This window comes from Streptomyces sp. NRRL S-455 (genome assembly GCF_000717875.1).
GTDB lineage: Bacteria > Actinomycetota > Actinomycetes > Streptomycetales > Streptomycetaceae > Streptomyces.
The window spans coordinates 154,849-180,413 of the sequence record NZ_JOCT01000021.1 but is presented as its reverse complement, the minus strand read 5'-3'; the positions used below and the strand labels follow the sequence as shown (position 1 = coordinate 180,413).

At 72.9% G+C, this 25,565-nt stretch carries 26 protein-coding genes; 10 read left to right on the top strand and 16 right to left on the bottom strand.

The genetic code is table 11. The features are described 5' to 3' along the window. Positions 1 to 101: 101 nt before the first annotated feature. From IE97_RS0126135 to IE97_RS0126110, 6 genes are all read right to left on the bottom strand, one after another. Complete coding sequence (locus tag IE97_RS0126135) at positions 102 to 1,106, bottom strand: TAXI family TRAP transporter solute-binding subunit (RefSeq protein WP_030245332.1); 1,005 nt, start codon at positions 1,104 to 1,106, stop codon at positions 102 to 104. Continuing rightward, a complete protein-coding gene (locus IE97_RS0126130; RefSeq protein WP_030245330.1) occupies positions 1,103 to 2,494 on the bottom strand; it encodes a sensor histidine kinase in 1,392 nt (463 codons plus the stop codon). Before IE97_RS0126130 ends, IE97_RS0126135 begins: the two co-directional genes overlap by 4 nt. Positions 2,495 to 2,521: 27 nt before the next feature. Next, positions 2,522 to 3,181, bottom strand: coding sequence for a response regulator transcription factor (locus tag IE97_RS0126125; protein ID WP_030245327.1), 660 nt, complete (start codon positions 3,179 to 3,181; stop codon positions 2,522 to 2,524). Positions 3,182 to 3,203: 22 nt separating this feature from the next. Continuing rightward, a complete protein-coding gene (locus IE97_RS0126120; protein WP_030245325.1) occupies positions 3,204 to 4,544 on the bottom strand; it encodes an MFS transporter in 1,341 nt (446 codons plus the stop codon). Positions 4,545 to 4,636: 92 nt separating this feature from the next. After that, positions 4,637 to 4,852, bottom strand: a complete 216-nt coding sequence (locus IE97_RS0126115; RefSeq protein WP_051705107.1) for a hypothetical protein — start codon at positions 4,850 to 4,852, stop codon at positions 4,637 to 4,639. Then, positions 4,792 to 5,580: an AraC family transcriptional regulator gene (locus IE97_RS0126110; RefSeq protein ID WP_030245320.1), complete on the bottom strand. Its 789-nt coding sequence runs from the start codon at positions 5,578 to 5,580 to the stop codon at positions 4,792 to 4,794. The genes IE97_RS0126115 and IE97_RS0126110 overlap by 61 nt, the downstream gene beginning before the upstream one ends. A 70-nt stretch (positions 5,581 to 5,650) precedes the next feature. Here IE97_RS0126110 and IE97_RS0126105 point away from each other — a divergent pair, with 70 nt between their 5' ends. Both IE97_RS0126105 and IE97_RS0126100 read left to right on the top strand, forming a co-directional pair. After that, complete coding sequence (locus tag IE97_RS0126105) at positions 5,651 to 6,475, top strand: phytanoyl-CoA dioxygenase family protein (protein WP_030245318.1); 825 nt, start codon at positions 5,651 to 5,653, stop codon at positions 6,473 to 6,475. After that, entirely contained in the window at positions 6,472 to 6,750 is a 279-nt protein-coding gene (locus tag IE97_RS0126100) for a hypothetical protein (RefSeq protein ID WP_030245316.1), read from the top strand. The genes IE97_RS0126105 and IE97_RS0126100 overlap by 4 nt, the downstream gene beginning before the upstream one ends. 29 nt (positions 6,751 to 6,779) lie before the next feature. On the opposite strand, the gene IE97_RS0126095 is transcribed toward IE97_RS0126100, so the two are convergent. From IE97_RS0126095 to IE97_RS0126085, 3 genes are all read right to left on the bottom strand, one after another. After that, positions 6,780 to 7,460: an HAD family hydrolase gene (locus IE97_RS0126095; RefSeq protein WP_030245314.1), complete on the bottom strand. Its 681-nt coding sequence runs from the start codon at positions 7,458 to 7,460 to the stop codon at positions 6,780 to 6,782. A 133-nt stretch (positions 7,461 to 7,593) separates the two neighbouring features. After that, positions 7,594 to 8,532 (bottom strand): GNAT family N-acetyltransferase, encoded by a 939-nt coding sequence (locus IE97_RS0126090; RefSeq protein WP_051705106.1) that lies wholly within the window; start codon positions 8,530 to 8,532, stop codon positions 7,594 to 7,596. Positions 8,533 to 8,649: 117 nt separating this feature from the next. Continuing rightward, entirely contained in the window at positions 8,650 to 9,879 is a 1,230-nt protein-coding gene (locus tag IE97_RS0126085) for an MFS transporter (protein WP_030245309.1), read from the bottom strand. Between the two features lie 94 nt (positions 9,880 to 9,973). Between IE97_RS0126085 and IE97_RS0126080 the strand changes: the two genes are divergently transcribed. Continuing rightward, positions 9,974 to 10,321, top strand: a complete 348-nt coding sequence (locus tag IE97_RS0126080; protein ID WP_037837047.1) for an ArsR/SmtB family transcription factor — start codon at positions 9,974 to 9,976, stop codon at positions 10,319 to 10,321. A gap of 30 nt (positions 10,322 to 10,351) precedes the next feature. On the opposite strand, the gene IE97_RS0126075 is transcribed toward IE97_RS0126080, so the two are convergent. Then, entirely contained in the window at positions 10,352 to 12,739 is a 2,388-nt protein-coding gene (locus IE97_RS0126075) for an ABC transporter permease (RefSeq protein WP_030245302.1), read from the bottom strand. Further along, positions 12,736 to 13,509 (bottom strand): ABC transporter ATP-binding protein, encoded by a 774-nt coding sequence (locus tag IE97_RS0126070; RefSeq protein WP_030245300.1) that lies wholly within the window; start codon positions 13,507 to 13,509, stop codon positions 12,736 to 12,738. The genes IE97_RS0126075 and IE97_RS0126070 overlap by 4 nt, the downstream gene beginning before the upstream one ends. A gap of 111 nt (positions 13,510 to 13,620) precedes the next feature. Here IE97_RS0126070 and IE97_RS0126065 point away from each other — a divergent pair, with 111 nt between their 5' ends. Then, the gene (locus IE97_RS0126065) at positions 13,621 to 14,787 is read left to right on the top strand and encodes a sensor histidine kinase (protein WP_030245297.1); all 1,167 of its coding nucleotides are present in this window, start codon (positions 13,621 to 13,623) and stop codon (positions 14,785 to 14,787) included. Beyond that, the gene (locus tag IE97_RS0126060; RefSeq protein ID WP_030245295.1) at positions 14,787 to 15,425 is read left to right on the top strand and encodes a response regulator; all 639 of its coding nucleotides are present in this window, start codon (positions 14,787 to 14,789) and stop codon (positions 15,423 to 15,425) included. Before IE97_RS0126065 ends, IE97_RS0126060 begins: the two co-directional genes overlap by 1 nt. Positions 15,426 to 15,438: 13 nt before the next feature. Here IE97_RS0126060 and IE97_RS0126055 read toward each other — a convergent pair whose 3' ends face one another. Together IE97_RS0126055 and IE97_RS0126050 are read right to left on the bottom strand one after the other, a co-directional pair. Beyond that, positions 15,439 to 15,873, bottom strand: a complete 435-nt coding sequence (locus IE97_RS0126055; protein ID WP_030245293.1) for an ABA4-like family protein — start codon at positions 15,871 to 15,873, stop codon at positions 15,439 to 15,441. Next, entirely contained in the window at positions 15,870 to 16,754 is an 885-nt protein-coding gene (locus IE97_RS0126050) for a hypothetical protein (RefSeq protein ID WP_030245290.1), read from the bottom strand. The genes IE97_RS0126055 and IE97_RS0126050 overlap by 4 nt, the downstream gene beginning before the upstream one ends. Before the next feature lie 179 nt (positions 16,755 to 16,933). On the opposite strand from IE97_RS0126050, the gene IE97_RS0126045 reads away from it, so the two are divergent. Then, positions 16,934 to 17,569: a MerR family transcriptional regulator gene (locus tag IE97_RS0126045; RefSeq protein ID WP_037837058.1), complete on the top strand. Its 636-nt coding sequence runs from the start codon at positions 16,934 to 16,936 to the stop codon at positions 17,567 to 17,569. 174 nt (positions 17,570 to 17,743) lie between these two features. On the opposite strand, the gene IE97_RS0126040 is transcribed toward IE97_RS0126045, so the two are convergent. Further along, the gene (locus IE97_RS0126040) at positions 17,744 to 19,288 is read right to left on the bottom strand and encodes an MFS transporter (RefSeq protein ID WP_106975427.1); all 1,545 of its coding nucleotides are present in this window, start codon (positions 19,286 to 19,288) and stop codon (positions 17,744 to 17,746) included. Here IE97_RS0126040 and IE97_RS0126035 point away from each other — a divergent pair. The 4 genes from IE97_RS0126035 (at position 19,287) to IE97_RS0126020 (ending at position 23,521) form a co-directional block, all read left to right on the top strand. Further along, complete coding sequence (locus tag IE97_RS0126035; protein WP_030245284.1) at positions 19,287 to 20,258, top strand: helix-turn-helix transcriptional regulator; 972 nt, start codon at positions 19,287 to 19,289, stop codon at positions 20,256 to 20,258. The two genes, IE97_RS0126040 and IE97_RS0126035, sit on opposite strands and share 2 nt — an antisense overlap. Positions 20,259 to 20,358: 100 nt before the next feature. After that, a complete protein-coding gene (locus IE97_RS0126030) occupies positions 20,359 to 21,534 on the top strand; it encodes a sensor histidine kinase (RefSeq protein WP_030245281.1) in 1,176 nt (391 codons plus the stop codon). Next, positions 21,531 to 22,244: a response regulator gene (locus tag IE97_RS0126025; RefSeq protein WP_030245279.1), complete on the top strand. Its 714-nt coding sequence runs from the start codon at positions 21,531 to 21,533 to the stop codon at positions 22,242 to 22,244. Before IE97_RS0126030 ends, IE97_RS0126025 begins: the two co-directional genes overlap by 4 nt. Positions 22,245 to 22,339: 95 nt before the next feature. After that, positions 22,340 to 23,521: a serine hydrolase domain-containing protein gene (locus IE97_RS0126020; protein ID WP_030245275.1), complete on the top strand. Its 1,182-nt coding sequence runs from the start codon at positions 22,340 to 22,342 to the stop codon at positions 23,519 to 23,521. 12 nt (positions 23,522 to 23,533) lie between these two features. Here the strand turns inward: IE97_RS0126020 and IE97_RS0126015 are convergent, their stop codons facing one another. Together IE97_RS0126015 and IE97_RS0126010 are read right to left on the bottom strand one after the other, a co-directional pair. After that, the gene (locus tag IE97_RS0126015; protein WP_030245273.1) at positions 23,534 to 24,211 is read right to left on the bottom strand and encodes a response regulator transcription factor; all 678 of its coding nucleotides are present in this window, start codon (positions 24,209 to 24,211) and stop codon (positions 23,534 to 23,536) included. After that, positions 24,208 to 25,494, bottom strand: a complete 1,287-nt coding sequence (locus tag IE97_RS0126010; protein WP_030245270.1) for a sensor histidine kinase — start codon at positions 25,492 to 25,494, stop codon at positions 24,208 to 24,210. The genes IE97_RS0126015 and IE97_RS0126010 overlap by 4 nt, the downstream gene beginning before the upstream one ends. Positions 25,495 to 25,565: the final 71 nt, after the last annotated feature.

The following is a 25,565-nucleotide window of genomic DNA, read 5'->3' as shown; positions in this document are numbered from 1 at the left end:
CGCGCGAGCGAAGCCGAGCGTGGGGGAGTCGGCGACCGACGACAACGCGGCAGATGTACGTGCCAGGCCCCGCGTCTGCGGCGTGATCCAAACGGCAGGCCCTAACCGTGCAGCTCGCGGTAGGCCGCGACCGCCCCCGGATGCAGGGGGACGACGCCCGTGGAGATCAGGCTGCGGGCGTCGAGGAACTGGGTGCCGAGGGCCGGGGCGGGGACGAGGCGGGTGGCCCGGCGGACCAGGACGCGGGTGAGGGCGGCGGCGACGGGGGCCGGAAGGCCGGGGCGGCAGAGCAGGAGGTTGGCGACGCCGATGGTGGGCACCTCGGGGCTCTTCCGGTACGCCCCCGCCGGCACCGTCACCGCCTCCAGGCCCGAGCCCGCCCGGCCCAGACCGGCGCGCAGCCGGGGCAGCAGGCCGGACAGGGGCAGCAGACGGATGCCGGGTCCGGTGTCGAGCCCGGCCAGTACGGGCAGCGGCACTCCTCCCGCGACCAGCAGGGCGTCGATGGAACCTGCCCGCATGGCATGCCCCGCCTGCGGCATCAGCAGATGCCGGACCGTCACGTCGGTGCCGGGGGTCAGCCCAGCGGCGCGCAGCAGCCGGTCGCCGAGCACCGCACCACCGGACGCCGCCGCGCCCAGCGAGACCGTACGGCCCGCCAGGTCGGCCACGGAGTGGATGCGCGAGGCGGAGCGCACCGCGAGTTGGACATAGTTCTCGTAGACGCGGCCGATGGCGCGCAGCGGGACGCGGTGGCCGAACGGCGCGGTGCCGCCGTACGCCGCCCAGGCGATGTCCGACAGGGCCAGTGCCACGTCGGCCCGGCGGGCCTGCAGCAGCCGTACGTTGGCCACGCTGCCCTCGCTGTTGATCACCTCGCAGGACAGCCGCGGGTAGGCCGCCGTGACCTCGTCGGCGAGCAGTCGGCCGAAGGCCGCGTAGAAGCCGTCCGACTCGCCGGTCGCCACCCGCAGGACGCCTTGCGGGCCGCGGTCCGGGTCCGGTGCGTCGGCCGTGGCGGCGCCCGCGAGCAGGCCGGCGCACGCCGTGCCGAGCGCGGCACGCAGGGCGGTGCGGCGGGTGGGGCGGCGGGCGGGGCCGGTCATGGCGTGGGCCCGTTCGGGAGTACGACCCGGACGCGCAGGCCGTGCGGTGCGGCGGCCGCGAACTCGACGCGTCCGCCGCGACCGGCCACCAGCCGCTCGGCGATGGCCAGTCCGAGGCCGCTGCCGCGGACGTCACGGTGGCGTTCCGCCCGCCAGAAGCGGGTGCCCGCCCGGGGCAACTCGCCGGGAGCGAGGCCCGGGCCGTCGTCGCGGACCTCGAACACCGCCTCCGGCCCGTCGGTGAAGCAGCGCGTCTCGACGCGGGCTCCGCTCCCGGCGTACTTGATCGCGTTGTCGAGGAGGATGTCCGCCACCTGGGCCAGTTCCCCTTCCGTGCAGGCCGTGGGGACGGCCGGGCCGGTGACGAACTCCAGGCGGACCCCGGCCTGTTCGGCCACCGGTCTCCACAGCCCGGCCTGGGCCGCGGCGACCGCCGCCGCGTCGCAGCGGGCCTCGCGCGCGTCCGTCACGGCCAGTTCGCCGGCGCGGTGCTCGGCGTTGGCCAGGGTCAGCAGGTCGTCGAGCAGGTGCTCCATGCGTTCGAGTTCGGCCGTCACCCCGGTGTAGGTGCGGGTGGCGCTGGTGCGCACGTGGGGCTGGAGCGAGTCGATGCGCAGGCGCAGCGCGGCCAGGGGGTTGCGCAGCTGGTGGGAGGTGTCGGCCACCAGGCGTCGCTGCTGCTCGAGCGCGGTGGTGACCGCGTCGGCCATGCGGTTGAAGCCGGTGGCGAGCTGGCGCAGCTCCGGCGGGCCGCCGGCCCGCGCGTGCTCGGGCGGCAGTCCGGCGGCCAGGGCGCCGACCGCGCGGTCGAGACGGTGCAGCGGCCGTACGACCCACTGCGTGGCCCGGCGGGCGAGCAGCGCGCAGGCCGCGGCGAACAGGCCGGCGCCGGCCAGGACGAGTGCCCAGCGCAGGGCGATGTCGTCCGCGGCGGCCCGCACCGAGGCGCGCAGCACCACCGCCCCGGACACCCTGGTGCCGGTGCCCACCGGCCGGGCGAGCAGCCGGTCGGACCGGGACCAGGGCCGCAGCGTCCCCCCGGGCGAGACGGGCTGGTTGCGCAGCGCGGCGTCGACGAGCCGGGCGACGGCCGGGTCGGCGGCGCGCAGCCCGCCCGTCTGCACCACCGGGGCACGGCGGGCGTCGACGACCACGACCGCCTCGCCGTACAGCTCGGTGTAGCGGCGCACCTCGGTGGTGAGGGCGCCGGTGTCGTCGCTCTCGGCGGCCTGCTCGGCCAGGGAGGCGAACCGGTCGAGGTCGGCGGTGCGCGCCGCGACGAGCTGCTGGGTGCGCTGCGCGGCGGTGACGGCCAGCAGCGGGACGGCGAAGCCGGCCACCGCGAGGACCGCGAAGGCCAGGACGACGGTGAGGACGCGGGTGCGCATGATCGGGGCGGGTGCCTGCGGTCCGGCTCAGTCGCCGAAGCGGTAGCCGAAGCCGCGGATGGTGGTCAGCACCTCGGGGCGGCCGAGTTTGGCCCGCACCTGGGTGAGGTGCACGTCGAGGGAGCGGGACACGGCGAGGAAGGCGTCGCCCCACACCTCGTCCATCAGCTGCTGGCGGCTGACCGCCGTGCCGGCCCGGGCCGCCAGCGCGGCGAGCACCTCGAACTCCTTGGTGGTCAGCCGCACCTCCGCGCCGCCGACCGTCACCCGGCGCGCGTCGAGGTCGACCTCGACGTCGGCGGCGCGCACGGTGCGCGGCGCCGGGGCGGCGGGCGTGGTGGCGCGGCGGGTGACGGCCTCGATACGGGCCAGCAGCTCGGCCAGCCGGACCGGCTTGACCAGGTAGTCGTCGGCGCCCAGCCGCAGGCCGCGCACCACCGACCGTTCGTCGCCCCGCGCGGTGAGGACGACCACCGGCAGGGCGCTGACCGCGCGCAGCTTGCGCAGCACCTCCAGACCGTCCAGGTCGGGCAGGCCGAGGTCGAGCAGCAGCAGGTCCGCCTGCCGGTGGCGGGTGAGGACCTCCTCGCCGCGCCGCACCCGGGCCGGCAGATGACCGTTGTCGTAGAGGGCCTCGGTCAGCGCTCCCGCCACACCGTCGTCGTCCTCGGCCAGCAGCACCCGCACGGTCCGCCTCCTTCCCGCCTCGTCAGCCGCGGGGCCGGGAGACGTCCTCGTCCAGCGGCGACGCGTCCGACGTCTCGCGCATCCGAATGTAGACGAGCAGCGAGACCAGGACGCAGGCGGTGACGTAGAAGAAGTACCAGTTCTCGTGCCCGGCCTTCTTGAACCACAGGGCGATGTACTCGGCGGTCCCGCCGAACACGGCCACGGTCAGGGCGTAGGGCAGGCCGACGCCGAGCGCCCGGATCGAGGTCGGGAACAGCTCGGCCTTCACCACCGCGCTGATCGACGTGTACAGGGAGCTGACGGCCAGCGGCACGGTCATCAGCAGGAACGCGTACACGGGGTCGCTGGTGTGGGACAGCAGGGTGAGCGAGGGCACCACCACCACGGTGCCCAGCACCCCGAACGCGATCAGCAGGGGGCGGCGCCCCACCCGGTCGGAGAGCAGGCCCATGACCGGCTGGAGCACCACGAACACCAGCAGTGCGAAGAAGTTGATCCAGGCCGCGGTCGGCTTGGCGATGCCGCTGGTGTTGACCATGAACTTCTGCAGGTAGGTCGTGTACGTGTAGAAGAACAGGGTGCCGCCCATGGTCAGCCCGACGACCGTCAGGCACTGCCGCGGATACGACAGCAGCGTCCGCAGGGTCCCCCGGCTCTCGCCGGTCCCGGCGGCCTCCGCGGCCTTCTCGAAGCTCTCCGACTCGTCCATGCCGCGCCGCAGCCACAGCACGACCACCGCCCCCGCGGCGCCGACGACGAACGCGATGCGCCAGCCCCAGGACTCCATCTGCGCGGCGCTGAGCACCTGCTGCAGCACGATCTGCAGGCCGAGCGCCGTGAGCTGGCCGGCGATGAGGGTGACGTACTGGAAGCTGGAGTAGTAGCCCCGCCGGCCCGGGGAGGCCACCTCCGACATGTAGGTGGCCGAGGTCGAGTACTCCCCTCCCACCGACAGGCCCTGCAGCAGCCGCGCGGTCACCAGCAGCACCGGCGCGGCGACCCCGATCGACCCGTACGACGGGGTCAGGGCCACGATCAGCGAACCGGCCGCCATGAGCGTGACGGACAGCGTCAGCGCGGCGCGCCGGCCACGGCGGTCGGCGTAGCGGCCGAGGACCCAGCCGCCGATCGGCCGCATCAGGAAGCCGACGGCGAACACCGCGGCGGTGTTCAGCAGCTGGGCGGTCTGGTCGCCCGAGGGGAAGAAGACGGAGGCGAAGTAGACGCTGAACGCGGTGTACGCGTACCAGTCGTACCACTCGATCAGGTTGCCGATCGATCCGCGCACGATGTTGCTGACGACCCTGCGTTCGCCCTGGCGCGGCTGCCGCGCCCGCTCGGCGGTGGTCTGTGTGGCCATCGAGAAACTCCCTTGTCTGCGGCCCGGGAGCACACAGAGTCGATGGCGGGAACAGGACCGCTCAATGGCGTGAACCGAGTCCTAACAGTCCCTTAGGGGTCCTGGCGCTGTGAGCCCTCCCGGTCGCTCCCGGGGCCGAGGCGCCGGTAGGCGGCGCGGGCGTGGCGGAGGCGGGCCGGGACGGTGCCGCCGAGGGCGGCGGTGAGCAGGCAGGCCAGCCAGGTGGTGTCGCGCTGTCCGGCCCAGGTCAGGGTGCCGGCGGGCGGTTCCGTACCGCGCGCGGTGAGGCGCCGAGTTCCTTGCGGCACGTCTTGTTGAACGCCTGCAGGTCGGGGATGCCGACCGTCGCCGCGATCGCCGGGATCGCCAGGGTCGAGGCGATCAGCAGATGGCGGGCGCGCTCCATACGACGGTGCCGGAGATAGCCGACGACCGTGTGCCCGGTTTCCTCGCGGAACAGCCGGGTCAGGTGCGTGTGCGACACGCCGGCGGCGCGGGCGATCACCGGGACGCTCAGGGGGTCGGCCAGATGCTCCTCGATGTGCGCCATGGCCGTCCGCAGCGCGGGGTGCCGCGCCCCCGCGGGGCCCTCGGCGGCGTCGGTCAGGCCGGTCGTGCGCCACAGCACCGTCCACAGCTCCGCGGAGGCCCGCGCCGGGGACTGCGCGCTCGCCGTGATCGTCTGCCGCAGCAGCCCGCTCAGCACGGCCGCGTCCGCACCGGCGTCCCGCATCACCGGCAGGCGGTGCCGCTCACCGTCGCCGGGCAGCCGGAAGTGGGCGTAGAGGTGCTCGCAGCGCGCGGCTCCGTAGTGGAAGTGCACCTCGGCGCCGGGCGGTACGAGGCTCAGGTGCCCGGGCCGGATCGGGTGCCGTGAGCCGCCGAACTCCAGGGTGCCGGAGTAGCCGTAGAGGTGGAGCTGCCACAGGTGCGGGAGGCGGAAGACCTCGTGCGGTCCGGCGGAGCCGTGCACGCCCACGCCCGCGTGCACCAGGTCGGGGGGTAGCTCGAGGGACAGTTCCACGGTTGACGGCATGGTGGAAAATTACCAGTGGTTGTCGACTACAGCCCACGACTGGCAGGCTTGGCGCTTCTACGGTCGTTCCATGTCAACCACTGATCAGCTCCTCACCTCCGCCCAGGTGGCGCGCTTCGTGGCCCACGGTTTCCTGCGCCTCGACGGCGTCGTGCCGCCGGAGATGAACGAGGAGGCGCCGGCCGTCTTCGCGGCCGGGCTGCCCTCCGTTCCGTACGGCTCTCCGGTCCCCGTGGCCTTCCCCGAGGGCTCCCTGTCCCGCAGGCTGGTCGAACTCCCCTCCGTGGCGGGCGCGTTGCGGAGCCTGGTGGGACGGGACCCGGAGGTCGACCACCACTTCGTCCACACCCGTCACCCGCACGAGGGCAGTGCGCAGCCGCTGCACGCCGACGCCCTCATCGACGTACGGACCGACGCGTTCGACGTGCAGCTCATGTACTACCCGCAGGAGGTCACCGCCGACATGGGCGGCACGCTCGTCGTCCCGGGCAGCCATCTGCGCCGCACCAACGAGTCCGACACCGGCCGCTACCAGAACCTGCGCGGCCAGACCCGGCTGACCTGCCCGGCCGGCACCGTCATGCTGCTGCACCACGGCATCTGGCACGGCGGGCGGCGCAACGACAGCGGCACCGTCCGCCACATGTACAAGATCCGTTTCAACCCGACCGTGCCGCAGGTGCGGACGTGGGACACGGAGGACGTGAACTCCTCCGCCGTGCGCGAGGAGTTGCGGCGCACGTTCCCCTGGTACGAGCAGGCCACCGCCCGCCTGGAGATCCACAACCGGATCATGCTGTGGCGCTCCCTGACCGCCGATCCCGGCTTCGACATCGACCACTGGGCCACCCGCATCACCAACCGGCCGGCCGCACGCCAGAGGAGCACCTCATGACCACCACCCGCCAGCAGGTCCTCGTCCTCTACCTGGACTCCTCGGGTCTCGACTCGAAGGTCATCGGCTGGGCCCGCTACGACGGCACGGGCACGACCCACCCGACGACCGGCGACAGCGACGAACCCCCGTACGAGACGGGGGTCGCCGCCCTGGCCGACGGCTGGCGGCTCTTCCAGGCGGCCCAGCTCGTGCCGCCGTATCCGGGTGCGGAGCACACGACGTCGTTCCTCAAGCACGAGTTCTTCTTCGAGAGGCTCGTGAGCCAGTCGTGAGGCAGTGTCAGTCGTGAGCCCCTCGTCAGTCACTGAGGACGGTCGCCGACGCGGCCCAGCCCCCTGGCCCAGTCCAGCAGTTCCGGTTCGGCCAGGCTGGTGCCCAGCCAGTCGTGGTCGATGTCGCCTCCGGGAAGGGACGGCACGACCGCCACGTGGAGCCCGGCGGCACGTGCCGCGGCGGCACCCGTGGCCGAGTCCTCGAAGGCGACGGAGCGCCGCGGCGCGACGCCGAGTGCCGCGCACGCCGTGAGGTAGAGGTCCGGGGCCGGCTTGGGGGAGCGCACCTCGTCGGCCGCGAACGACAAGGGGAAGCAGTCGATGAGGCCGGCCGACTCCAGTGCCAGGTCCAGGAGTTCTCGCGGACTGTTGCTGGCGACGGCCACCGGCACGTTCGCCCGGCAGGCGTGTACCAGGTCCACCACCCCGGGCAGGGCCTCGGCACTCCGCTTCAACTCCTCGCGCACCCTGGCCAGAAGGTCGGCGGCGATCTCCGCACCGGCTCCGGGTCGCCCGAAGTGGCCGGCCATGACCTCCCCGGCGTCCTCCAGGGTCCGGCCGAGGACGAGAGCCTTCTCCGCCGGGCCGAACGGCCGGCCGTGTGCCGCGAAGACCGCCGACTCCGCCACGGTCCAGCAGTCCTCGGTGTTGACCAGGAGACCGTCGCAGTCGAAGACCACGGCCTCCGCACCAGTGAGCAGTGAGTTCATGCGGGGACTCTAGGCCGGAGAAGCGCGTAACTTCCAAGTTCTTGCCCGACATCGGGCAGGATCGCGGAAGTTCAGGGGCCGTCGCACTACCTGTCGGTCGCGACCCCGGTAGAACGCCATTCCCGTCGGCACCTCACGCGACCCCCGGAGCCTCCAGAACCATACGGATCTCCGTCACCTCGTAGTTGGCGCGGTCGAAGGCGGCGGCCATCGGGATGTTCGTGGTGTCCGTGGTCGCGGTGATGCGCTCGGCTCGTTCGGTCGCGTGGAAGCGGGTGATCTCGGCGAGGATCTCGTCGACCAGTCCCTTGCCGCGCTGCTCGGGTACGACACCGAGATACCCGACGTTGCGGTGGTACGGGGTCGCCGACGGGATGGCCAGGCCGGCGAGAGTGCCGTCGGGCAGCTCCGCGAGCCTCCACCAGGAGCGCTCACCCGGGCAGTCGAGGTAGAACTGCATGTCCTCTTCGGCCAGCTGCCTGGCGCTCTTGGTGCGCAACTCGTCACGAGTGGCCTCGTCGAGACTGTCGCCCGACACCCGGACGAAGGCGTCCAGGAACTCCTCGTCGCTGCCCTCCCGGAACGTCAGCCGACCGTCGGCCCCGGGCAGTCCCGCCGCCGGAGTCCACTCGTATCGCAGGCGCTGAATCTCCCGGCTCAGCCCTGTGCGCAGGCACGCCTCGCGACGCCAGGCCACCGCCTCGCACATTTCCGGTCGGCTGCTCCAGTCCGCCGGGAGGGAGAGGTTGTACAGCGGCCGCGCGCCGAAGGCGGCATGCCCGGCGTCAAGGAGCCTGGTGGCGACGGCGACCGGATCGGTGACGGTGGAGCGGACCTGGAGGCAATCGAGCGCTATGGGGCGCTCGCTGTCGGCACGGCCCCACCACAGCGCACGGGCCAGGACGCGCCCGTTCTCGTCCTCGGCAAGCCAGACCCATTCCGGGCGGAACTGGTTGGCACCGAGCTCCTCGCGGATCCTCCCAGCGGTCAGGGCGGTGATGGGACCGTCGGCCGGGTACGCGGCGGCACGGTCCAGGGCGGTGGAGTCCGCGGTAGCGGGGAAGAATCGCATTCGGCACATGATCACGACTGGAAAATGGCGGAGCAATGCATTTATTGCCGGCGCCGCTTACTGTCGCGAACAGCACCGCGGCGAAGACGGCTCCCGATGTGCCGCGCTCGCCGCAGGTCAGCCGCGGCGCACCCGGACGACGACGCCGCCGACGACGGCCAGACCCGCCAGGACGGCGCCGAACGCGGTCGCCCCGGTGGGCAGTCCCACCGCGTCCATGACATAGCCCGTGGACACCGGCAGGAGACCCGCGGGGAGGTAACCGCCCGCGTTCAGCGCCGCGTTGGCTTCGGCCAGCCGCTGCGCCGGGACCGTGGAGTTGAGCAGCGAGAGGCCGCCGAGCTGGCCCATGCCCTGGCCGGCCCCGGCGAGCAGGGCGGAGGCCACGAGCAGGGCGGCCGACGAGGCGTGCACGGCGGCGATCAGCGCGGCCATGCTGAGCGTGGTGCTGCTGGCACCGGTGGTCAGGATGGTGCGCCGGGACAGCTTCCGCACGGCGAACTGGACGCCGGTGGCCGCGAGGAACATGACGAACGCCATGCCTCCGGAGACGATCCTGCTGGTGGTACCGAGCAGTTCGGTCAGCAGGGTGGGGCCGAGCGACAGCACGAAGGACGTGGCGGTGATGCCGGGGGCGAACACCGCGATGCCCAGGGCGAGATGAATGCCGTTGCCGCGCGGTACGCCGGGCACGCGCACCCAGGCGCCCTTCCCGGGTGAGGCGGGGCGGCCCACGGGCATGCGCAGCACCACGAGGACGGCCGTGGCCAGCAGGACCGCCTCGACGGCGAAGACGGTCACGGTGGGCGCCGGCAGCGTCTCGGACAGCAGGCCGGCGAGCAGCGGGCCCAGGCCCGCCCCGAGGACCATCGCGCTCGACGCGAGCAGCGCGGCCAGCCGCTTGCGCTCCGGTCCCGCCACCTCCGTGACGGCGGCCATGCCCGCGGAGACGACGGCGCCGACGGCGATCCCGGCGAACAGCCGGGCGACGATCAGCGCCGCCACCGTCGTGGCCGTCGCGAAGATCGCGCAAGCGGCGAGGGCGAGGGCGAGCGCGGGAAGCAGTACGGGCCCTCGTCCCAGCCGGTCGGAGACGACACCCGAGACGAGCAGTGAGCCGAGCAGGCCGACGATGTAGCACGCGAAGACGACGGTCAGGGTGCCCTTGGAGAAGCCGATGTCGCGCTGCCACAGCACATACAGCGGCGTCGCCGCGTTGGACAGCACGAAGACGGCGGTGACCGGCCACGCCGCCAGCCACACCCACCAGGTGGGCGTACGGGCCGCCTTCCGTTCCGGCTCCGCGGGGGCCGCGGGCTCGGCGGACACGGTCTGACTGTCCGGCATGGGTGTTCCCTCCCGAGGGCTCAGTACGAGTTTTTTCGAACCTAGCATGCAGTACGATAAAACTCGTACTAGGACTGGTGACAAGGAGCTGCCCGTGTCCGCGACGGAGCCGGAGAACCTGCCGGAACCGCTGCCCGAGCCGTCCGTCGAGGAACTACGCCTGGAGACGGTGCTGGGAGCGCTGAGCGACCCGCTGCGCCTGACGATCGTGCGCAAACTGCTGCTGGAGTCGGAGGCGTTCGACCACTCCTGCGGCTGGTTCGGCCTGGACCGGCCCAAGTCCTCCCTCACCCACCACTTCAAGGCCCTGCGCGAGGCCGGTATCACGCGCCAGCGCCAGTACGGCCTGGAGCGCCGCAGCCAGGTCCGCGTCGCCGACCTCGACGCCCGCTTCCCCGGCCTCCTGGACCTGGTGGCGGCGTGGACCCCGGACACGCGGTGAGCTGACGAGGAGCCGCCACGAGCCGGCCCGTCACACCCGCCGCATCCGCCGCAGCGCGGCCCGGGCCGGGAGGACGGTGGCGGTCGTGGCGAGCAGCAGGCAGCCGGCCACCACGCCCGCGACCCAGGGCCAGGCCACCGACAGATCGACCGGCAGGCCCAGTTCCCGGCGCAGCCCGTGGGCGACGCCGAACAGGGTCGGGGCGGCCACCGCCAGTCCCAGGCCGGCGCCCAGGGCGACGACGCAGCACGTCTCGGCCGCGAGCGTCAGCAGCACCTGGCGCGGTGTCGCACCGGACAGTCGCAGGACGCGCAGGTCGCGCACCCGGCCCGCCGTGGCCGTCAGCACCGTGGAGGCGACTGCGATCATCGTGTAGCCCGCCGTGATGGTGACGAGGATCAGGGTGAACACCCGCACCAGCCGGTCTTCCTCGGCGTCGTCCGAGGCCGCGTAGGCCGCCACGGAGACTTCCTGTGCGCCGAGCCGGGCGGGCAGCGCCGCGGTGCCGATACCGGTGCCGGTGCGGTAGACGACGTCCGCGAGGGCCGACGGGTCGTGGGCGCGCACCACTTCGCGAGGCAGGAGCACCTGGTACGGCATCGAGTCGTCCACCACGCCGGCCACCCGCAGCCGCCCGGTACGGCCGTCCTCGAAGGTGAGGGTGACGGTACGGCCCTCCCGCCAGCCGTGCGCGGCGGCCACGGCGCCGGTGACCACGACGGCGTTCCCCCGCGGTGCCCGCACCCCGTACGTCCGCTCAAAACCGGGTGTCACTCCGGCTGCCGCCAGGGCGACTTGGCGCTCGCCGCCGTAGACGGTCGTCGACAGCAGGGCCGTGCCCTCGGCCCGGGCGACCGCGGCGTCCGACAGGCCCGGCGTGCCCCGGGGCACCACCGCGCTCTCGGCCCGTACGGCGGCGGCCTGCCGGCTGGTGTCGGCGCTCTGGGTGGTCTGCACCGCGCTGGTGATCAGCACGGCGAAGGCGACGGTCGCCAGCACCGGGGCGATCGTGGCGGACGTGCGGCGCACCGCGGTGATCATGTTCTCGCGCACGAGTACGGCCGTCGCCCCGGGCCGCCGGGCGAGCGGCCGGGTCAGCGCCCCGATCACGGGCCCGGTCAACGCGGGCAGGAGGAGGGTCAGTCCGGCCGTCAGGCACATGGCCGCGCCCAGGGCCGTCAGCACCATGCCGTCGGCCCCCGCGAAAGCCGTACCCACCGAGCAGGCCGTGCCCAGACCCGTCGTCACCAGTCCCGTGGCCCATCGGCGGCGCGTCATCGGCCGGCTGTCCACCACAGCCTCCCGCATCACCTCCAGCGGCTTCACCCGGGAGGCCCGCCGCGAGGCAACTCCCGCCCCGGCGACGGCCGTCGCCACGCCCAGGGTCCAGGCGGCGGCCGGCACCCACCACCGGATGCTCACCTCGAAACCCGCCGGCTGGAAGCCCGCGTCGATCAGCAGACCGGTCATCGTCGGTGCGAGAGCCACCCCCGCGACCGCCCCGGCCGCGGCGCCGATGACGCCCACGAGCAGGGCCTCCCCGTAGACCAGCCGCCGCACCTGCCGCGGTGTGGCGCCGAGGGTGCGCAGCAGGCCGAACTCGCGGCGCCGCTGGGCGACGGCGAACGCGAACGTGGAGGACACGTTGAAGACGGTGACGAACGCGGAGAGCAACGCCATGGCGGTGAGCACCTGGCCGCCGATCCAGCGGGTCATCTCGTCCTGCTTCGGCGCGAGCGCGTCACGGGCGGCGCCGGTCAGGACCGTGCCGTCGTCCCCGACGGCGTGCCGCGCGGCCTCCGCGACCCGGGCGGGGTCGGCTCCCGGACGGAGGACGAGCCCGATGGCCCGCGTCCCGCCCGCCAGTTCGGCGGCCCGCCGGTCGGTGACGTAGTAGCCGGGGCCGTCGGTCGTACCGGACACCGTGAGGCGCTGCGGCCCGCGTGCCGTCAGCACCGTGACGTGCTCGCCCGGCCCGTACCCCAGGGACTCGTCCAGAACGATCTCGCCCGCCGCGGTCGGCGCCCGGCCCGCGCTCAGTCCGTAGGTGCTGAGTCGCGCGGTCGACCAGGGGTGGCCCTGCCTCTCTCCCCGGCGCTGCTCACGGCCCGGCACCTGGGCGTAGAAGGACCGGTCGGCCACCGCCGCGTCCACTCCCGGAAGCCGGGCGAGTGCTCGCCGCAGCTCCTCCGCGCGCTCCGGTGCCCAGGGCGGGTTCTCCGTGAACACCCCACCGGTCCGCTCCCCCGCCGGGCTCTGCACCAGCACCGGCGCCCCCGCCAGCCGCCGTGGCACGCCCGTGCCGTCCGACAGCAGCACCAGGGCGCTCATGGTGACGACCGCGACGCCCAGCGCCACGGCCCCGAACGACCCCAGGAAGGAGGTCCAGCGCTCCCTCGCCGTCGCCAGGCTGATCACGCCCGCACCTCCAGCGCGGCCGTGCGCGCCGCGATCGCCTCGGCGCCCTCTCCGCCCGGCAGTTCGTCCGCGAGCCGGCCGTCGGCCAGCAGCAGCACTCGGTCCGCGTACGCCGCCGCTGCCGGGTCGTGCGTCACCATCACCACCGTCTGTCCACGGCTGTCCACCAGGTCCCGCAACAGGCGCAGCACGACCCGCGAGGCCATGCTGTCCAGCGCGCCGGTCGGCTCGTCGGCGAACAGCACGGCGGGCCGGGCGATGATCGCCCGGGCGATCGCCACGCGCTGCTGCTGGCCACCGGACAGTTCGCTCGGCCGGTGTCCCTGCCGGTCCGCGAGCCCGACCGCGTCGAGGGCGGCCCGCACCTCCGCCGCCGCCGGGCGTGATCCAGCCAGCCGCAGGGGCAGTTCGACGTTCTGCGCGGCGGTCAGGGCCGACACCAGGTTGAAGGCCTGGAAGACGAATCCGACGCGTTCGCGGCGCAGTACGGTCAGTGCGTTCTCGTCCAGGCCGGCCAGGTCCGTACCGTCGATCAGCACCTCGCCCGAGCTGGGCCGGTCGATGCCGGCCGCGCAGTGCAGCAGCGTGGACTTGCCGGATCCGGAGGGGCCCATGACGGCGGTCATCGTCCCGGCCGCGAAGTCCAGGGTCAGGCGGTCGAGAGCGGTGACGGTGCGTTCACCGGCGCCGTAGTGCTTGGTGACGTCCCGGAGCCGGACGGGCGGTTGACTCGAAGTTCCCCGCTGGGGACGGACGTTGGTGGTCATCATGCCGTCAAGACAACGACGGCGGCACGGCCCGGCACATTGCCGCTGGGGCGACAGCCGATACTCCACCTGGCACTACTGCTCGCGTCGCCCGGCACGACTACGGTCGACCGCGTGACCACCCCTCGAACCGTCCTGGAGGCCGTCGCCCGTAGGCCACTGGGGTTTCTGCGCACCGCCTGGCCGTGGCGCGCGCTGGTGTACCTGCTGTCGGGCGGGTTGTTCGCGATCGGCGTGTACCTCGGTGTGGGCGGGCTGTTCAGCGCGCCGATCGGCACGTTGACCAGGGTGCTCTGCGCGACTGCGGTGGTGGTCTTCACGGTCGCCCTCGCCGGCCCCCTGGAACGCCGGCGCCTCGCTCTCGTCGACCGGGATGACGGCCACCGGCCGGAACCGCGCCAGAGGGCGCGCACTGTCGGCTACGGCGCCGTGTCCGTGCTGGCCGTCGGCTGGATGGACCTGGCCGTGGTCCTCGTCTCGCTCGGCATACCGGGCTTCCTCCTGCTGACGCCCCTCCAGCCCACGGCCACCCCCTGGCAGTCCGTGGCCGGTCCGGTCGCGGGCGCACTGCTGCTGCCGGTGGCGGCGTACCCCGTGGCCGCGTGGGCGGGTGTCCGTGGCGCCGTGGCCCGCGCGGTGCTCTTTCCGAAGGACCGCGAGCTGCGTGAGGTCGTACGGTCCCGGGCCCGCCTCGTCGACGCCTTCGAGGCGGAGCGGCGCCGCATCGAGCGCGACCTGCACGACGGGGCCCAGCAACGGCTGGTCGCCCTCACCATGAAACTGGGTCTCGCCGCCCTCGACCTGCCGCCCGGCAGTGCGGCGGCGAAGGAGGTGGGCGAGGCCCACGCCCTCGCCAAGGAGGCGCTCACCGAGCTGCGCGAACTGATCCGCGGCATCCACCCGCAGATCCTGACGGAACGCGGACTGCCCGCCGCCGCCCGGGACATCGCCGGACGCTGCCCGGTCCCCACGGACCTCGACCTCGACCTCCCCGTCCGCCTCCCGGCCACCGTCGAGCAGACGGCGTACTACGTGACCTCCGAGGCCCTCACCAACGTCGCCCGGCACAGCGGTGCGGCCCGGTGCCGGGTCACCGCCCGCTGCCGTGACGGCGTGCTCCGCCTCGACATCCAGGACAACGGGTCGGGCGGCGCCGACCCCGCCCGCGGCACGGGCCTCACCGGCCTGGCCGACCGGATCGCCGCCGCCGACGGCAGAATGCTCCTGTCCAGCCCGCCCGGCGGGCCCACCCTGTTGCGAGCGGAGATCCCGTGCGCATAGTGCTCGCGGAGGACGCCGTCCTCCTGCGTGAAGGTCTCGTTCATCTGCTGGAGCGCTTCGGCCACCGGGTCCTCGCCTCCGTCGGCGACGGTCCCGCCCTGCTCGCCGCTGCCCGGGAACACCGGCCGGACCTGGTGATCACGGACGTCCGCATGCCGCCCGGCCAGGCGGACGAAGGCCTGCGGACGGCCCGTCTGCTCCAGGCCGAGCAGCCCGGCCTCGCGGTCCTCGTCCTCAGCCAGTACGTCGAGCAGACCTTCGCCGACGAGCTGCTCGACGACCGTCGCGGCAGCGTCGGAACGGGCTACCTCCTCAAGGAACGCATCGGCGACGTGGAGGAGTTCGCCGACGCCGTCACCCGCGTCGCCGCCGGCGCGACGGTCGTCGACCCCGAGGTCGTACGCCAGCTCCTGGCCCGCCGCCGCGACCCCCTGGACCGCCTCACACCCCGCGAACACGAGGTCCTCGCCCTCATGGCCGAAGGCCGCTCCAATGCGGCGATCGCCCGCCGCCTGGTCGTCACGGACGCCGCCGTCGCCAAGCACATCGCGAGCATCCTCCAGAAACTCGACCTCCCCCCGTCGGCCCCCGACGATCACCGCCGGGTGCTGGCGGTACTGGCCTATCTGCGGGCCTGAACCTCCCTGCCGTTCACGGACGTACGGCCGACCGCCGCGACTTCGCGGCACGCACCGCCAGGAACACCAGCAGCCCGAACGGCGACAGCAGGATCGTGAGGACCAGCAGGGGCCCCATCACCAGTGCGGGAATCGCGAGCCGCCTGCCCTCCCGGTACATCCACTGCCCGATGAGCAGGTCCCAGGCGATGACCTGCGCCCAGACGGCTCCAGCCCCGTCCGGGAGGGCCGTCAGCTCGCGGAAGGTGTCCAGGTCCGGACTGCTGACCGCGCTCCACAGCTCGGGGAACACCGGCACGGCGAGGGCGAGATACACGACGAGCACCGGCACCACGGTCAGCGGTGACCCGGCGATACGAGCGGTCGGCCCCCATGCCGGAGCGAAGATCATGAGCAGCCAGACGGGCGCGGCCAGCAGGAAGGAGAGTTCGAAGAGGAATCCGGTCATGCCGCGAGCTCCCTGGCGGGCCTGCGGGCCGCGGGCCGCAAGGCGGTGCGGGCACCGGCGGTGACGGCGGCCAGGAGCAGACCGGCCGCTCCCAGGGTCAGCCCGTCCGGCCTGGTCAACGGCTGGCCGCGCAGCGCCTGCCACAGGACCAGGGCGAAGACGGCGGCGTAGGCCCCCGAGGCGACCAGCACGAGGCGCAGCCGGACCCGGTCGTCGGCGAGGCGGGCGAACCGCGGGGTGAGGACGGTCAGCACCATGACCAGCAGCGGCAGGAGTTGCAGCGCGTGCATGCCGACGAAGTGAGGGATCCGCAGATCGCCGCCGGTCGTGGACCAGCCGGTCAGCGCCATCGAGGGACCCCCGTCCGGTACGCCCACGCTGTGCGCGCCGACCACCTTGGACACACCACGCCGCTGACCCGGCGCGGGCTGCGTCATCAGGAAGCCGACGGCGGCACCGGCGAGCGCCAGGAGGATTCCGGAACGCATCGCCCAGGCGGAGGCACGGTCGGCGATCCGGGCCCGCAGCAGCAGCACGGCCACGACGAGCGTGCCGGTCCACAGGATGACGACCGTGACGGCCATCGCGTTGAACAGCGCCTCGTCGAACGGTGTCTCGTGGTTGAAGTGGCTGCGCTTACCGCGGACGACCTGCCCGGTGATGATCACCATCTCGACGAGACTCGCCAGCGCGACGACGGTCCCCGCCCACCAGCCCACCCGCCGGCCGCTGGGAAGGAGCGACAGCATCCAGGCGAGGGAGAGGCAGTACGCCACGAACGACACCGCGAACTTGAACGGCTTGGCCCAGATCGGCGCCCCCACGAGGACGCGGTCGTCGACCAGGAGCCCCACCGCGGACACGACCGCCATCACCGCCATGGCGGCCGAGAACAGCACCAGCGGTCGATGCCAAGAAGTACGTAAGAGCACCATGCACCCCCATGTTCCTAGATGGATAGCGACACTATCCGCTATCCGATAGCTCCACTATCTATCATGGGTGCCGGACCGGCAAGGTCCGAAGCGGTGGCGGGCGGAAGCCGAGGAGTGAACCTGCGTTGCGCATCGGAGAGTTGAGCCGGAGGACCGGAGTGCCGGTGCCGACGATCAAGTACTACGTCCGTGAGGGTCTGCTGCCCGCGGGCGAGCTGACCAGCCGTAACCAGGCGACCTACGACGAGACGCACGAACGCCGGCTCCGGCTGATCCGGGCCCTGCTCGACGTGGGCGGGATGAAGGTGGCCGAGATCGCGGACGTGCTGACCGCCGTCGACGACCCGGAGCGCCCGGTGCACAAGGTGCTCGGCGCGGCCGCGGACCGCATGGGCAGGGCGTCCGCGCCGCAGGAGGACACCGAGTCCGCGTCCGCCCGTGCCGCCGTGGCCGACCTCATCTCCCGGCGCGGCTGGCGGACCCACGAGTCCAACCCCGCCGCCGCCGACCTGTCCGAAGCCCTGGCCGCGCTCGCCCGGCTGGGCCACGGAGCGTTCGCCGACCTGCTCGACACCTACGCCGACGCCGCCGAGCAGGTCGCCCGCGCCGACCTCAGGTACGTGGACCGGCAGGTGGCGGTCGAGGACATGGTGGAGGGCGTGGTGATCGGGACCGTCCTGGGTGAGGCGGTGTTCAGCGCCCTGCGCCGCCTCGCCCACGTCGACGCGTCGGCCAGGTTGTACGGCACGGATCTGACCTGAGATCCGCCTGGCCCACTCGGGCCTCACGGTCTCGTCGTACGCGGCGCAGCCCGTGGGCGAGGCGACCTCCCCCCGTCGACCCTCGACGACCACCGCCGCTTGCCGGCGGTACCGGCTTGTCCGAAAGGCTGAAGCGGCAAGTTGCGCGGTGCGGTTCTTCTTCCCCGCACGGGTTCACTGGTCGACGTGCTCGGCGGCGGTCTTCGGGAGCGCGAGCATCACGAGTGCCGCCACGGAGTAGAGGACCGCGGAGACGGCGAGGACGATGCCGAGCGCGTGGCCGTGGTCGGCCGGCCCCGGTGTGCCGGCCGCCGATCCGGTGACGGCGGTGAAGAAGGCCGTGCCGAGAACGGCGATGCCGATGGCGCCGCCGATCTGGTTGACGGTGGCGAGCACGCCGCCCGCCGCGCCCGCACTGCGTCCGGGGACACCGGCGAGGACCACGTTGACGAGGATGGGGGCCGCAAGACCGAGTCCTAGGCCGCCGACGAAAAGTGCCAGGGCAAGGTGCCAGTACCCGGGGTCGTTGCCGTCCCTGACGATCGCCCACAGGACGAGGTGGGATGCCGCGATGGTGAGCGAGCCGGTGATGAGCAGCGCTCTCCCGGCCCTGGCAGCGAGAGCGACACCGAGGCCTGAGGTGATGATCGAGCCGAGCGCGTAAGGCAGGATCACCAGGCCGGTCTCCCACGCGGTGCGGTCGGTGCCGTTCTGGAGATAGACCGACAGGGTGAGGAAGTACGGCCCGAGGCCGCCGAAGAAGAGAACGGACGCGCACAGGCCGATCGCGAAGGCGCGGATCCGGAGCAGTGCCGGATCGAAGACGGGTTCGTCCCCGCGTCCGGTGAGGCGACGCTCATGGGCGAGGAAGACCGCCAGCACGATGGTTCCGGCGGCGAGGAGGACGTAACTGGCCCAGGTCCATCCCCAGGTCTCCGTCTGGATGACCGGCAGGAGCAGGAGCAGGATGCCCGAGGCCGCGAGCAGCGCGCCCAGGAGGTCCAGGCGCGCGGTTGAGGCGGAACGGGACTCCGGAAGAACCCTCGCTCCGATGATCAGCGCCAGGATCGAGACGGGAACGTTGATCCAGAAGATCGTGCGCCATCCCAGATCGAACAGGTTGCCCTCGACGAGCAACCCGCCCAGCAGGGGACCGGCGACCGACGCCAGCCCCTGCACCGCCCCGTAGGCGCCGAACGCCTTGGCACGCTCGCCCGGAGCGAACGATGCCCGGATGATCCCGAACACCTGCGGGACCATGATTCCCGCGGTCAGCCCCTGCGCGGCTCGCATGCCGATGAGCATCCCCGGATCCGCGGCCAGCGCGCAGAGGGCGGACGTGAGCATGAACCCGGCCAGCCCGGCCATGAAGAGGCGCTTGCGGCCGTATTGGTCACCGAGCCGTCCGCCGGTGATCAGGGCCGCACCCAGGGCGAGTACGTAGGCGGCGATCATCCACTGGATCTGAGCGTGGCCGGCCCCGAGGTCCTGGGCTATCGCCGGGGCCGCGACGGTCACGATCGTCGCGTCGAGAAGGTCCATGAAGGAACCGAAGAGCACCACCAGGAGCGCCACGCTCGCGCCCGCGCCGGAGATGGGTGCCGAGGAAGCGGCGGGTGCGCGCGTGTCCTCCTGAGGAGTCTGTGAAGCGGTCATGCGGGCCACCATGGCAGCTATAGTTGCCACCGAGTGACCGCTTTGGGTGAGGGGATGAGCCATGGCCGCCACCTCCGCGCGGACGCTCAAGCTGCTGTCGATCTTCGGGATCGGCGCGACCCTGACCGCCGAGGAACTGGCCACCAGGCTGGGGACGTCGGTGCGGACCGTGCGACGCGACATCGACACGCTCAGGGAACTCGGATACGAGATCGAGGCCGTGCGCGGGGCGGGCGGAGGTTACCGGCTCGGCCGCGCCACCCGGTTGCCGCCGGTCGTCTTCGACGAGGAGCAGGCTGTCGCGGCAGCCGTCGCGCTCCAGACCGTCCCCACGATCCTTTCCGGCATTCGCGAGCACTCGGCCCGCGCCCTCGCCACGCTGCGGCAGGCGATGCCCGCCCGCAGCCGTGTCCACGCCGAAGCGTTCACCGTCTCCGCGGCGCGCAACTACTGGGAGTTCCCCGCAGCGCCCATCGACGCCGAGATCATCCGCGTCATCGGTGGCGCGATCAACCGACAGCACGTCGTTCGGGTGGACTACACGGGCGAGGACGAACCCACGACGCTCACGCTGGAACCGCACGACCTCGTCGTGTGGGCGGCACGGTGGTACCTGGTCGCGTTCCAACCGGACGCGGACCGATGGCGCGCGATGCGAGTCGACCGCCTCGAACCACGCATGCCCACGGGGAGAACCTTCGATCGTCGCGACGTCCCGCACGGCGATCCGGTCGCATTCGTCATGAGCACGTACGACCGCGGCGACACCCCGGCGGAATGGCCATGCCGCGGGTCGGTGCTCATGGCACTGCCCGCGCCCGTCGTCGCCCGGTTCGCCCCTGGCGGATCGACGGTCGAGCACCACACCGACTCCAGCTGCCGGCTCACGCTCGGCGCGTGGTCATGGGCAGGGCTGGCCGGGCTGCTCCTGACTTTCGACGCCGACATCACGGACATCGAACCGGCAGAACTGAGGCAGGCGCTGCGCTCCGTGGGCACCCGCATCAACGAAGGACTCAAGCGCTCAGGGTGAGTTCGTCCGGCATCGTCATGGAGGACGGCGAGGCCGTGGCGGGCCGCCGTGGCGCGATGACGAACCCCCGGTGGCCCCACGCCCGATACCGTGTGGAGGCGTGGGGGACGTACGCGGGGACTTACAGGACTGGTGGGAGCGCGCTCGGGCACTCGGGGCGGCCAATCCCCTGGTGGTCGACATCGGCATCGCGCTGCTGGTCCAGGGCGCGACAACCATGCCGTTCGTCGTGCCGAGGGCGGCCGGGGCGCCGCCCGCGACCTGGGCCGCGTACGGACTGAGCACGCTCACCGTGCTGCCCCTGGTCTGGCGGCGGCGCGCCCCCGTCGCCGTGCTGTTCGCGGTGCTGGCCACCAGCGGGCTGTACGGGCTGGCCGTGGACGGGCCCGGGCAGCCGCTGCCGTACACCGGGCTCGTGGTCGTGTACACGATTGCCGCGCTGTCGTCGGCGCGGAAGCGGCTCCTTACCGGTGGAGTACTGCTCGTCGCCGTGCCGGTGGGCGTGTGGCTCAACACCCGGTCCGCCCGGGAACTGACCTTCTCGGTCTTCGTGTTCGCGGCTGCCTACGTGTTCGGCCGGCTCACCGACGCCCGGCAGCGGGCGAACCGGATCGAGGCCGAGCGGGCCGCCGCGCGGGAACGGGCCCGGATCGCCCGGGAGATGCACGACATCCTGTCCCACGCGGTGAGCCTGATGATCGTGCAGGCCGAGGCCGGGCCGGTGGCGGTGCGGGCCGCGCCGGAGCGTGCCGAGGCCGCCTTCGACGCCATCTCCGCCACCGGGCGGGACGCCATGGCACAGCTGCGGCGGATGCTGGGGGTGCTGCGCGAGGGCGACGACGAGGGCGGCGGCGACGCCCCGCGCGAACCGCAGCCCGGGCTCGCGGACTTGCCCGAGCTGCTCGAACGAGTGCGGGCCAGTGGGCTCGACGTGGCGTACGGGACGGCCGGGGCCGTCCGGCCGTTGCCGGAGTCGGTCGCGGCGACCGTCTTCCGGGTCGTCCAGGAGGCCCTGACCAATACCGTCAGACATGCGGAAGCACGTAACGTGTCCGTGCAACTGACCTACGGAGCCAGCGACTTGTGCGTCCGGGTGAAGGATGACGGGCGGGGGCCGCAACCGAGTGCCGGCCGGGGCGGGCACGGGCTCGTCGGGATCCGGGAGCGGGCGGCGGCGCACGGAGGGAGCGCGGTGACCGGGCGGGGTGCTGACGGCCGGGGGTTCGAGGTCGTGGTTCGGCTGCCGGTGCCGGCCGCCGTGGAGGTGGCGCGGTGACGATCCGGGTGGTCGTGGCCGACGACCAGGAGCTGGTGCGCAGCGGTTTCGCGCTGATCCTGGACGTCCAGCCGGACATCGAGGTCGTCGCGGAGGTGGGCGACGGGGCGGAGGCCGTGGCGGCGGTGCGGCGGCACGCGGCCGACGTGGCGCTGCTCGACGTCCGGATGCCACGCGTGGACGGGATCGAGGCCTGCCGTGCGATCGGTGCGGCGGGCGGCTGCCGGTGCGTGATGCTGACGACGTTCGACTCCGACGAGTACGTCTACGACGCGCTGCACGCGGGCGCGAGCGGTTTCCTGCTCAAGGACGTCCGCCGGGACGATCTCGTGCACGCGGTACGGGTGGTCGCCCGGGGTGACTCGCTGCTCGCTCCGTCGGTGGCCCGGCGTCTGGTGGAGCAGTACACGCGGCCGGCCGCCGCCCGGCCCCGGCGGCCCGATCCCCGGCTCGACGTGCTGACCGGGCGGGAGCGCGAGACGCTGCTGCTGCTCGCGCGCGGCCTGTCGAACGCCGAGATCGCCGCCGAGCTGGTGGTCAGCGACCACACGGTCAAGACGCATGTCGGCAACGTGCTGGCGAAGTTGGGGCTGCGGGACCGGATCCAGGCCGTGATCTGCGCGTACGAGACGGGGCTCGTCGCGGCCGGGGGTCCCCCACCCGGGGGAGCGCCCCGGGCCGGCTCCTCCCCCGCGTCGGCGAGGAACTGACTCCGCGAGACCGCCCGCGCGGGCGATCCGTCTTCCGCTGCCTCTCCGGAGGATGGAGCCGTCGCTGATCCCGGCTCACCTCAACGGAGTTGACCATGTCCCGTACCGCTTCCCTGTCGGCCGCCGCACTCCTCGTGGGACTCGTGGCGGGGCCGTCCGTCCACCCGGCCGCCGCGTCCGCCCCGCCGGGCCCGACGGCCCCTGCCGCCGCCCAGATATCCGCCCGGCACCAGGATTCCGGGCTGGCCGCCGCCATCGCCGGCCTGCCCGACGCCGACGCGACCGCGGCACTCGTGCGGGTCGGGGGCCGCGAGGGCGTCTGGCGGGGCAGCTCCGGCGTGCACGATCTGCGGAGCCACCGGCCGGCCGACCCGGACGCCCGTTTCCGCGCCGGTTCCGTCACCAAGGTCTTCACGGCCGCCGTCGCCCTGCAACTGGCCGCCGAGGGCGAACTGGACCTGGACCGCAGCGCCCGTTCCTACCTGCCGGACCTGATCCCGGCGTCGTACGGAGGCGTCACCGTCCGGCAGCTCCTCAACCACACGCACGGCATCCCGGCCCCGGACTTCCCGGGCACCACCGTCGAGGAGTGGTACGCGAACCGCTTCCAGGTCCACGTCCCCGAGGACATGGTCCGCTCGGCGACCTCGAAGAAGCCCGAGTTCGGGCCCGGCAAGCGGCAGCACTATCTCAACATCGGGTACACGATCGCCGGTCTGATCATCGAGCGGGTCACGCGTGACTCGTACGAGGACCAGGTCGCCCGGCGCGTGCTCGGGCCACTGGGGTTGTGCGACACGTACTTCCCGGGGACGAACCCGCGCATCACCGGGCCGCACAACCACGGCTACCAGAGGATGCGGCTGGACGACGGGACGACCGGGCTCCGGGACGTGACCGTGTGGGGAACGACGGACGGGTGGGCGACCGGTGACATCGTGTCGACGACGGCGGACCTGGAGCGGTTCACGCAGGCGCTGTTCGCGGGGCGGGTGGTGCGCGGGCCGTTGCTGGAGGAGATGTTCACGCTGCCCGAGGTGACCGACTTCAAGAGCGGGGAGCCGGCCGCGTACTCCGTCGGCCTGTCGATGAAGGTGCTGGGGGGCCGCGAGGTGTGGGGCAAGACGGGCGGGCGCTGGGGCTACAACGCGGCCATCGCCTCCACCCGTAACGGCTCCCGCACCCTCGTCTACAGCGTCAACTCCACGGACGCCAAGGGCCAGGACATGAACAAGGTGGCGGAGAACATCATGGTGGCGGCGTACGGCATGCCGTAGCGGCCCGCCGCGTCACGCCGGGGGCGTGGCCCGCACCAGGCCCGTCTGGTAGGCGATCACGACCAGTTGGGCGCGGTCGCGGGCGTCCAGTTTGGTCATGGCCCGGTGGATGTGGGTGCGGACGGTCAGCGGGCTGAGGGTCAGGTCCTCGGCGATCTCGGCGTTGGACCTGCCTTCCGCGGCCAGGGCCATCACCTCGCGTTCGCGGACCGTGAGGTCGGCCAGGCGCTCCGGAGCTGCCAGATGGGTGTCGGGGGCGGGGGCCAGGAGGAAGCGGGTGATGAGGGAGCGGGTGGCGACGGGTGAGAGGAGGGCCTCGCCGGAGGCCACCGTGCGCAGGCCCGCCAGGAGCGTGTCGGCGGTGACGTCCTTGCCGAGGAAGCCGCTGGCACCGGCGCGCAGCGCCTGGGCCACGTAGTCCTCGGTCTCGAAGGTGGTCAGGATGAGGACGCGGGTGGCGGACAGCTCCGGGTCGGCGCAGAGCGTGGCGGTGGCGGTGAGGCCGTCGGTGCCGGGCATGCGGATGTCCATGAGGACGATGTCGGGGCGGTGGACGCGGGTCAGTTCCACCGCCTCCGCGCCGTCGGAGGCCTCGGCCACCACCTCCAGGTCAGCGCAGGAGTCGATGAGGATCCGGAAGGTGGCCCGCAGCAGGGCCTGGTCGTCGGCGAGCAGCACTCTGATGGTCACGGCGTCGTTCCTCCGGCGAGGTGGGTGGCGGGCGAGGGCTGCAGCGGCAGCGCGGTGCTGACCTCGAAGCCGCCCTGCGGGCGGGGGCCGGCGCACAGTTCGCCGCCGATGGAGCGGGCGCGCTCGCGCATGCCCATGACGCCGAAGCCGCGGCTCTGCGCGGGCTCGGCGGTGGTCGGGCCGTCGGCGGTGGGGACGTCGTCGGTCGTGCCGTTGTCGGTCGGGCCGTCGTTCGTGACCGTGATCAGCAGGCGGGAGCCGGTGTATTCGAGGCGTACGTGGGCGGCCTCGGCGGCGGCGTGCCTGGTGACGTTGGTGAGCGCCTCCTGGACGATACGGAAGGCCGTGAGGTCCACACCCGGTGAGAGCGGCTGCGGCTCCCCTTCCGTGGTCACGGTGACCCCCAGGCCCGCCGACTCGCACGCCGCGACCAGCTCGGGCAGGCGGGCGAGTCCGGGGGACGGTTCCAGTCCCGCGGAGCCGGGGGTGTCGTCGTTCTGGCGCAACAGGCCGAGCGTGGCCTTCAGCTCCCGGAGCGCGGAGGACGTGGTGCCGGTCAGGTCCTTGAGGATCCGCTGGGTCTGTTCGGGGTGGGTGAGGGCGAGGTGCGCGGCCGTACCGGCCTGGGCGTTGGCCAGGGCCATGTGGTGGGCGACGACGTCGTGGAGCTCCCGGGCGATGCGCATCCGCTCCTCGGTGACGCGCAGCCGGGCCTCCTCCTCGCGGGTCCGCTCGGCGTGCTCGGCGCGGGCCTGCACCGACTGGAGGTAGGCGCGCCGCAGCTGGGTCATCTTGCCGGCGGCGAGCGGCAGCATCAGCCAGAAGACCGGGCCGATCGTCCTGAGCAGCGGCGAGATGTGGTTCATGGAGTCGGAGACCACGGCCGCGAGCGTCACCGCCACCAGGGTGATGAGGCCGAGGACGCGGGTGGATCTGCGGTCGGTGAGCGCGGACAGCCAGTACAGCGCCGCCATGAGCGGGGCCAGCAGCAGGGGCGTGACGAGGTAGCCCAGCGCGATCGCGGTCACCGTGCAGCCCGCGGCCACGACGACGACGGTGCGTGGGTGCAGGCGGTGCTTGAGCAGGACCAGGCAGGCCACCCCCATGAGGGTGGTGGCGGTCATGTCCTGGTCCGGCGGGGCGGCGCCGGGCATGGTGAGCGAGCCGCCGAGGAGGGCACAGCCCATCAGCGCCAGGACCATCGCCAGGTCGACGAGGAACGCGTGGCGGGCCGAGAAGTCCTCGAGGCGGGCCGCGTAGCGCCGCTCCAGACTGATGCTCATCGGGCTCTCCGGGGGGGTGGGGCTGGGACCCATCGTGGTCGACTCGGGACGTGAACGCCCGAGGGGCCGCC

Excerpts from the sequence above, each read along its gene's own strand:
- IE97_RS0126105 (WP_030245318.1), top strand. The coding sequence starts at position 5,651 with ATGTCAACCACTGATCAGCTCCTCACCTCCGCCCAGGTGGCGCGCTTC.
- IE97_RS0126040 (WP_106975427.1), bottom strand. The coding sequence starts at position 19,288 with ATGGCTCATCCCCTCACCCAAAGCGGTCACTCGGTGGCAACTATAGCT.
- IE97_RS0126070 (WP_030245300.1), bottom strand. The coding sequence starts at position 13,509 with ATGATGACCACCAACGTCCGTCCCCAGCGGGGAACTTCGAGTCAACCG.
- IE97_RS0126020 (WP_030245275.1), top strand. The coding sequence starts at position 22,340 with ATGTCCCGTACCGCTTCCCTGTCGGCCGCCGCACTCCTCGTGGGACTC.
- IE97_RS0126120 (WP_030245325.1), bottom strand. The coding sequence starts at position 4,544 with ATGGCCACACAGACCACCGCCGAGCGGGCGCGGCAGCCGCGCCAGGGC.
- IE97_RS0126110 (WP_030245320.1), bottom strand. The coding sequence starts at position 5,580 with ATGCCGTCAACCGTGGAACTGTCCCTCGAGCTACCCCCCGACCTGGTG.
- IE97_RS0126135 (WP_030245332.1), bottom strand. The coding sequence starts at position 1,106 with ATGACCGGCCCCGCCCGCCGCCCCACCCGCCGCACCGCCCTGCGTGCC.
- IE97_RS0126130 (WP_030245330.1), bottom strand. The coding sequence starts at position 2,494 with ATGCGCACCCGCGTCCTCACCGTCGTCCTGGCCTTCGCGGTCCTCGCG.
- IE97_RS0126095 (WP_030245314.1), bottom strand. The coding sequence starts at position 7,460 with ATGAACTCACTGCTCACTGGTGCGGAGGCCGTGGTCTTCGACTGCGAC.
- IE97_RS0126090 (WP_051705106.1), bottom strand. The coding sequence starts at position 8,532 with ATGCGATTCTTCCCCGCTACCGCGGACTCCACCGCCCTGGACCGTGCC.
- IE97_RS0126010 (WP_030245270.1), bottom strand. The coding sequence starts at position 25,494 with ATGAGCATCAGTCTGGAGCGGCGCTACGCGGCCCGCCTCGAGGACTTC.
- IE97_RS0126100 (WP_030245316.1), top strand. The coding sequence starts at position 6,472 with ATGACCACCACCCGCCAGCAGGTCCTCGTCCTCTACCTGGACTCCTCG.
- IE97_RS0126050 (WP_030245290.1), bottom strand. The coding sequence starts at position 16,754 with ATGGCGGTGATGGCGGTCGTGTCCGCGGTGGGGCTCCTGGTCGACGAC.
- IE97_RS0126055 (WP_030245293.1), bottom strand. The coding sequence starts at position 15,873 with ATGACCGGATTCCTCTTCGAACTCTCCTTCCTGCTGGCCGCGCCCGTC.
- IE97_RS0126085 (WP_030245309.1), bottom strand. The coding sequence starts at position 9,879 with ATGCCGGACAGTCAGACCGTGTCCGCCGAGCCCGCGGCCCCCGCGGAG.
- IE97_RS0126035 (WP_030245284.1), top strand. The coding sequence starts at position 19,287 with ATGGCCGCCACCTCCGCGCGGACGCTCAAGCTGCTGTCGATCTTCGGG.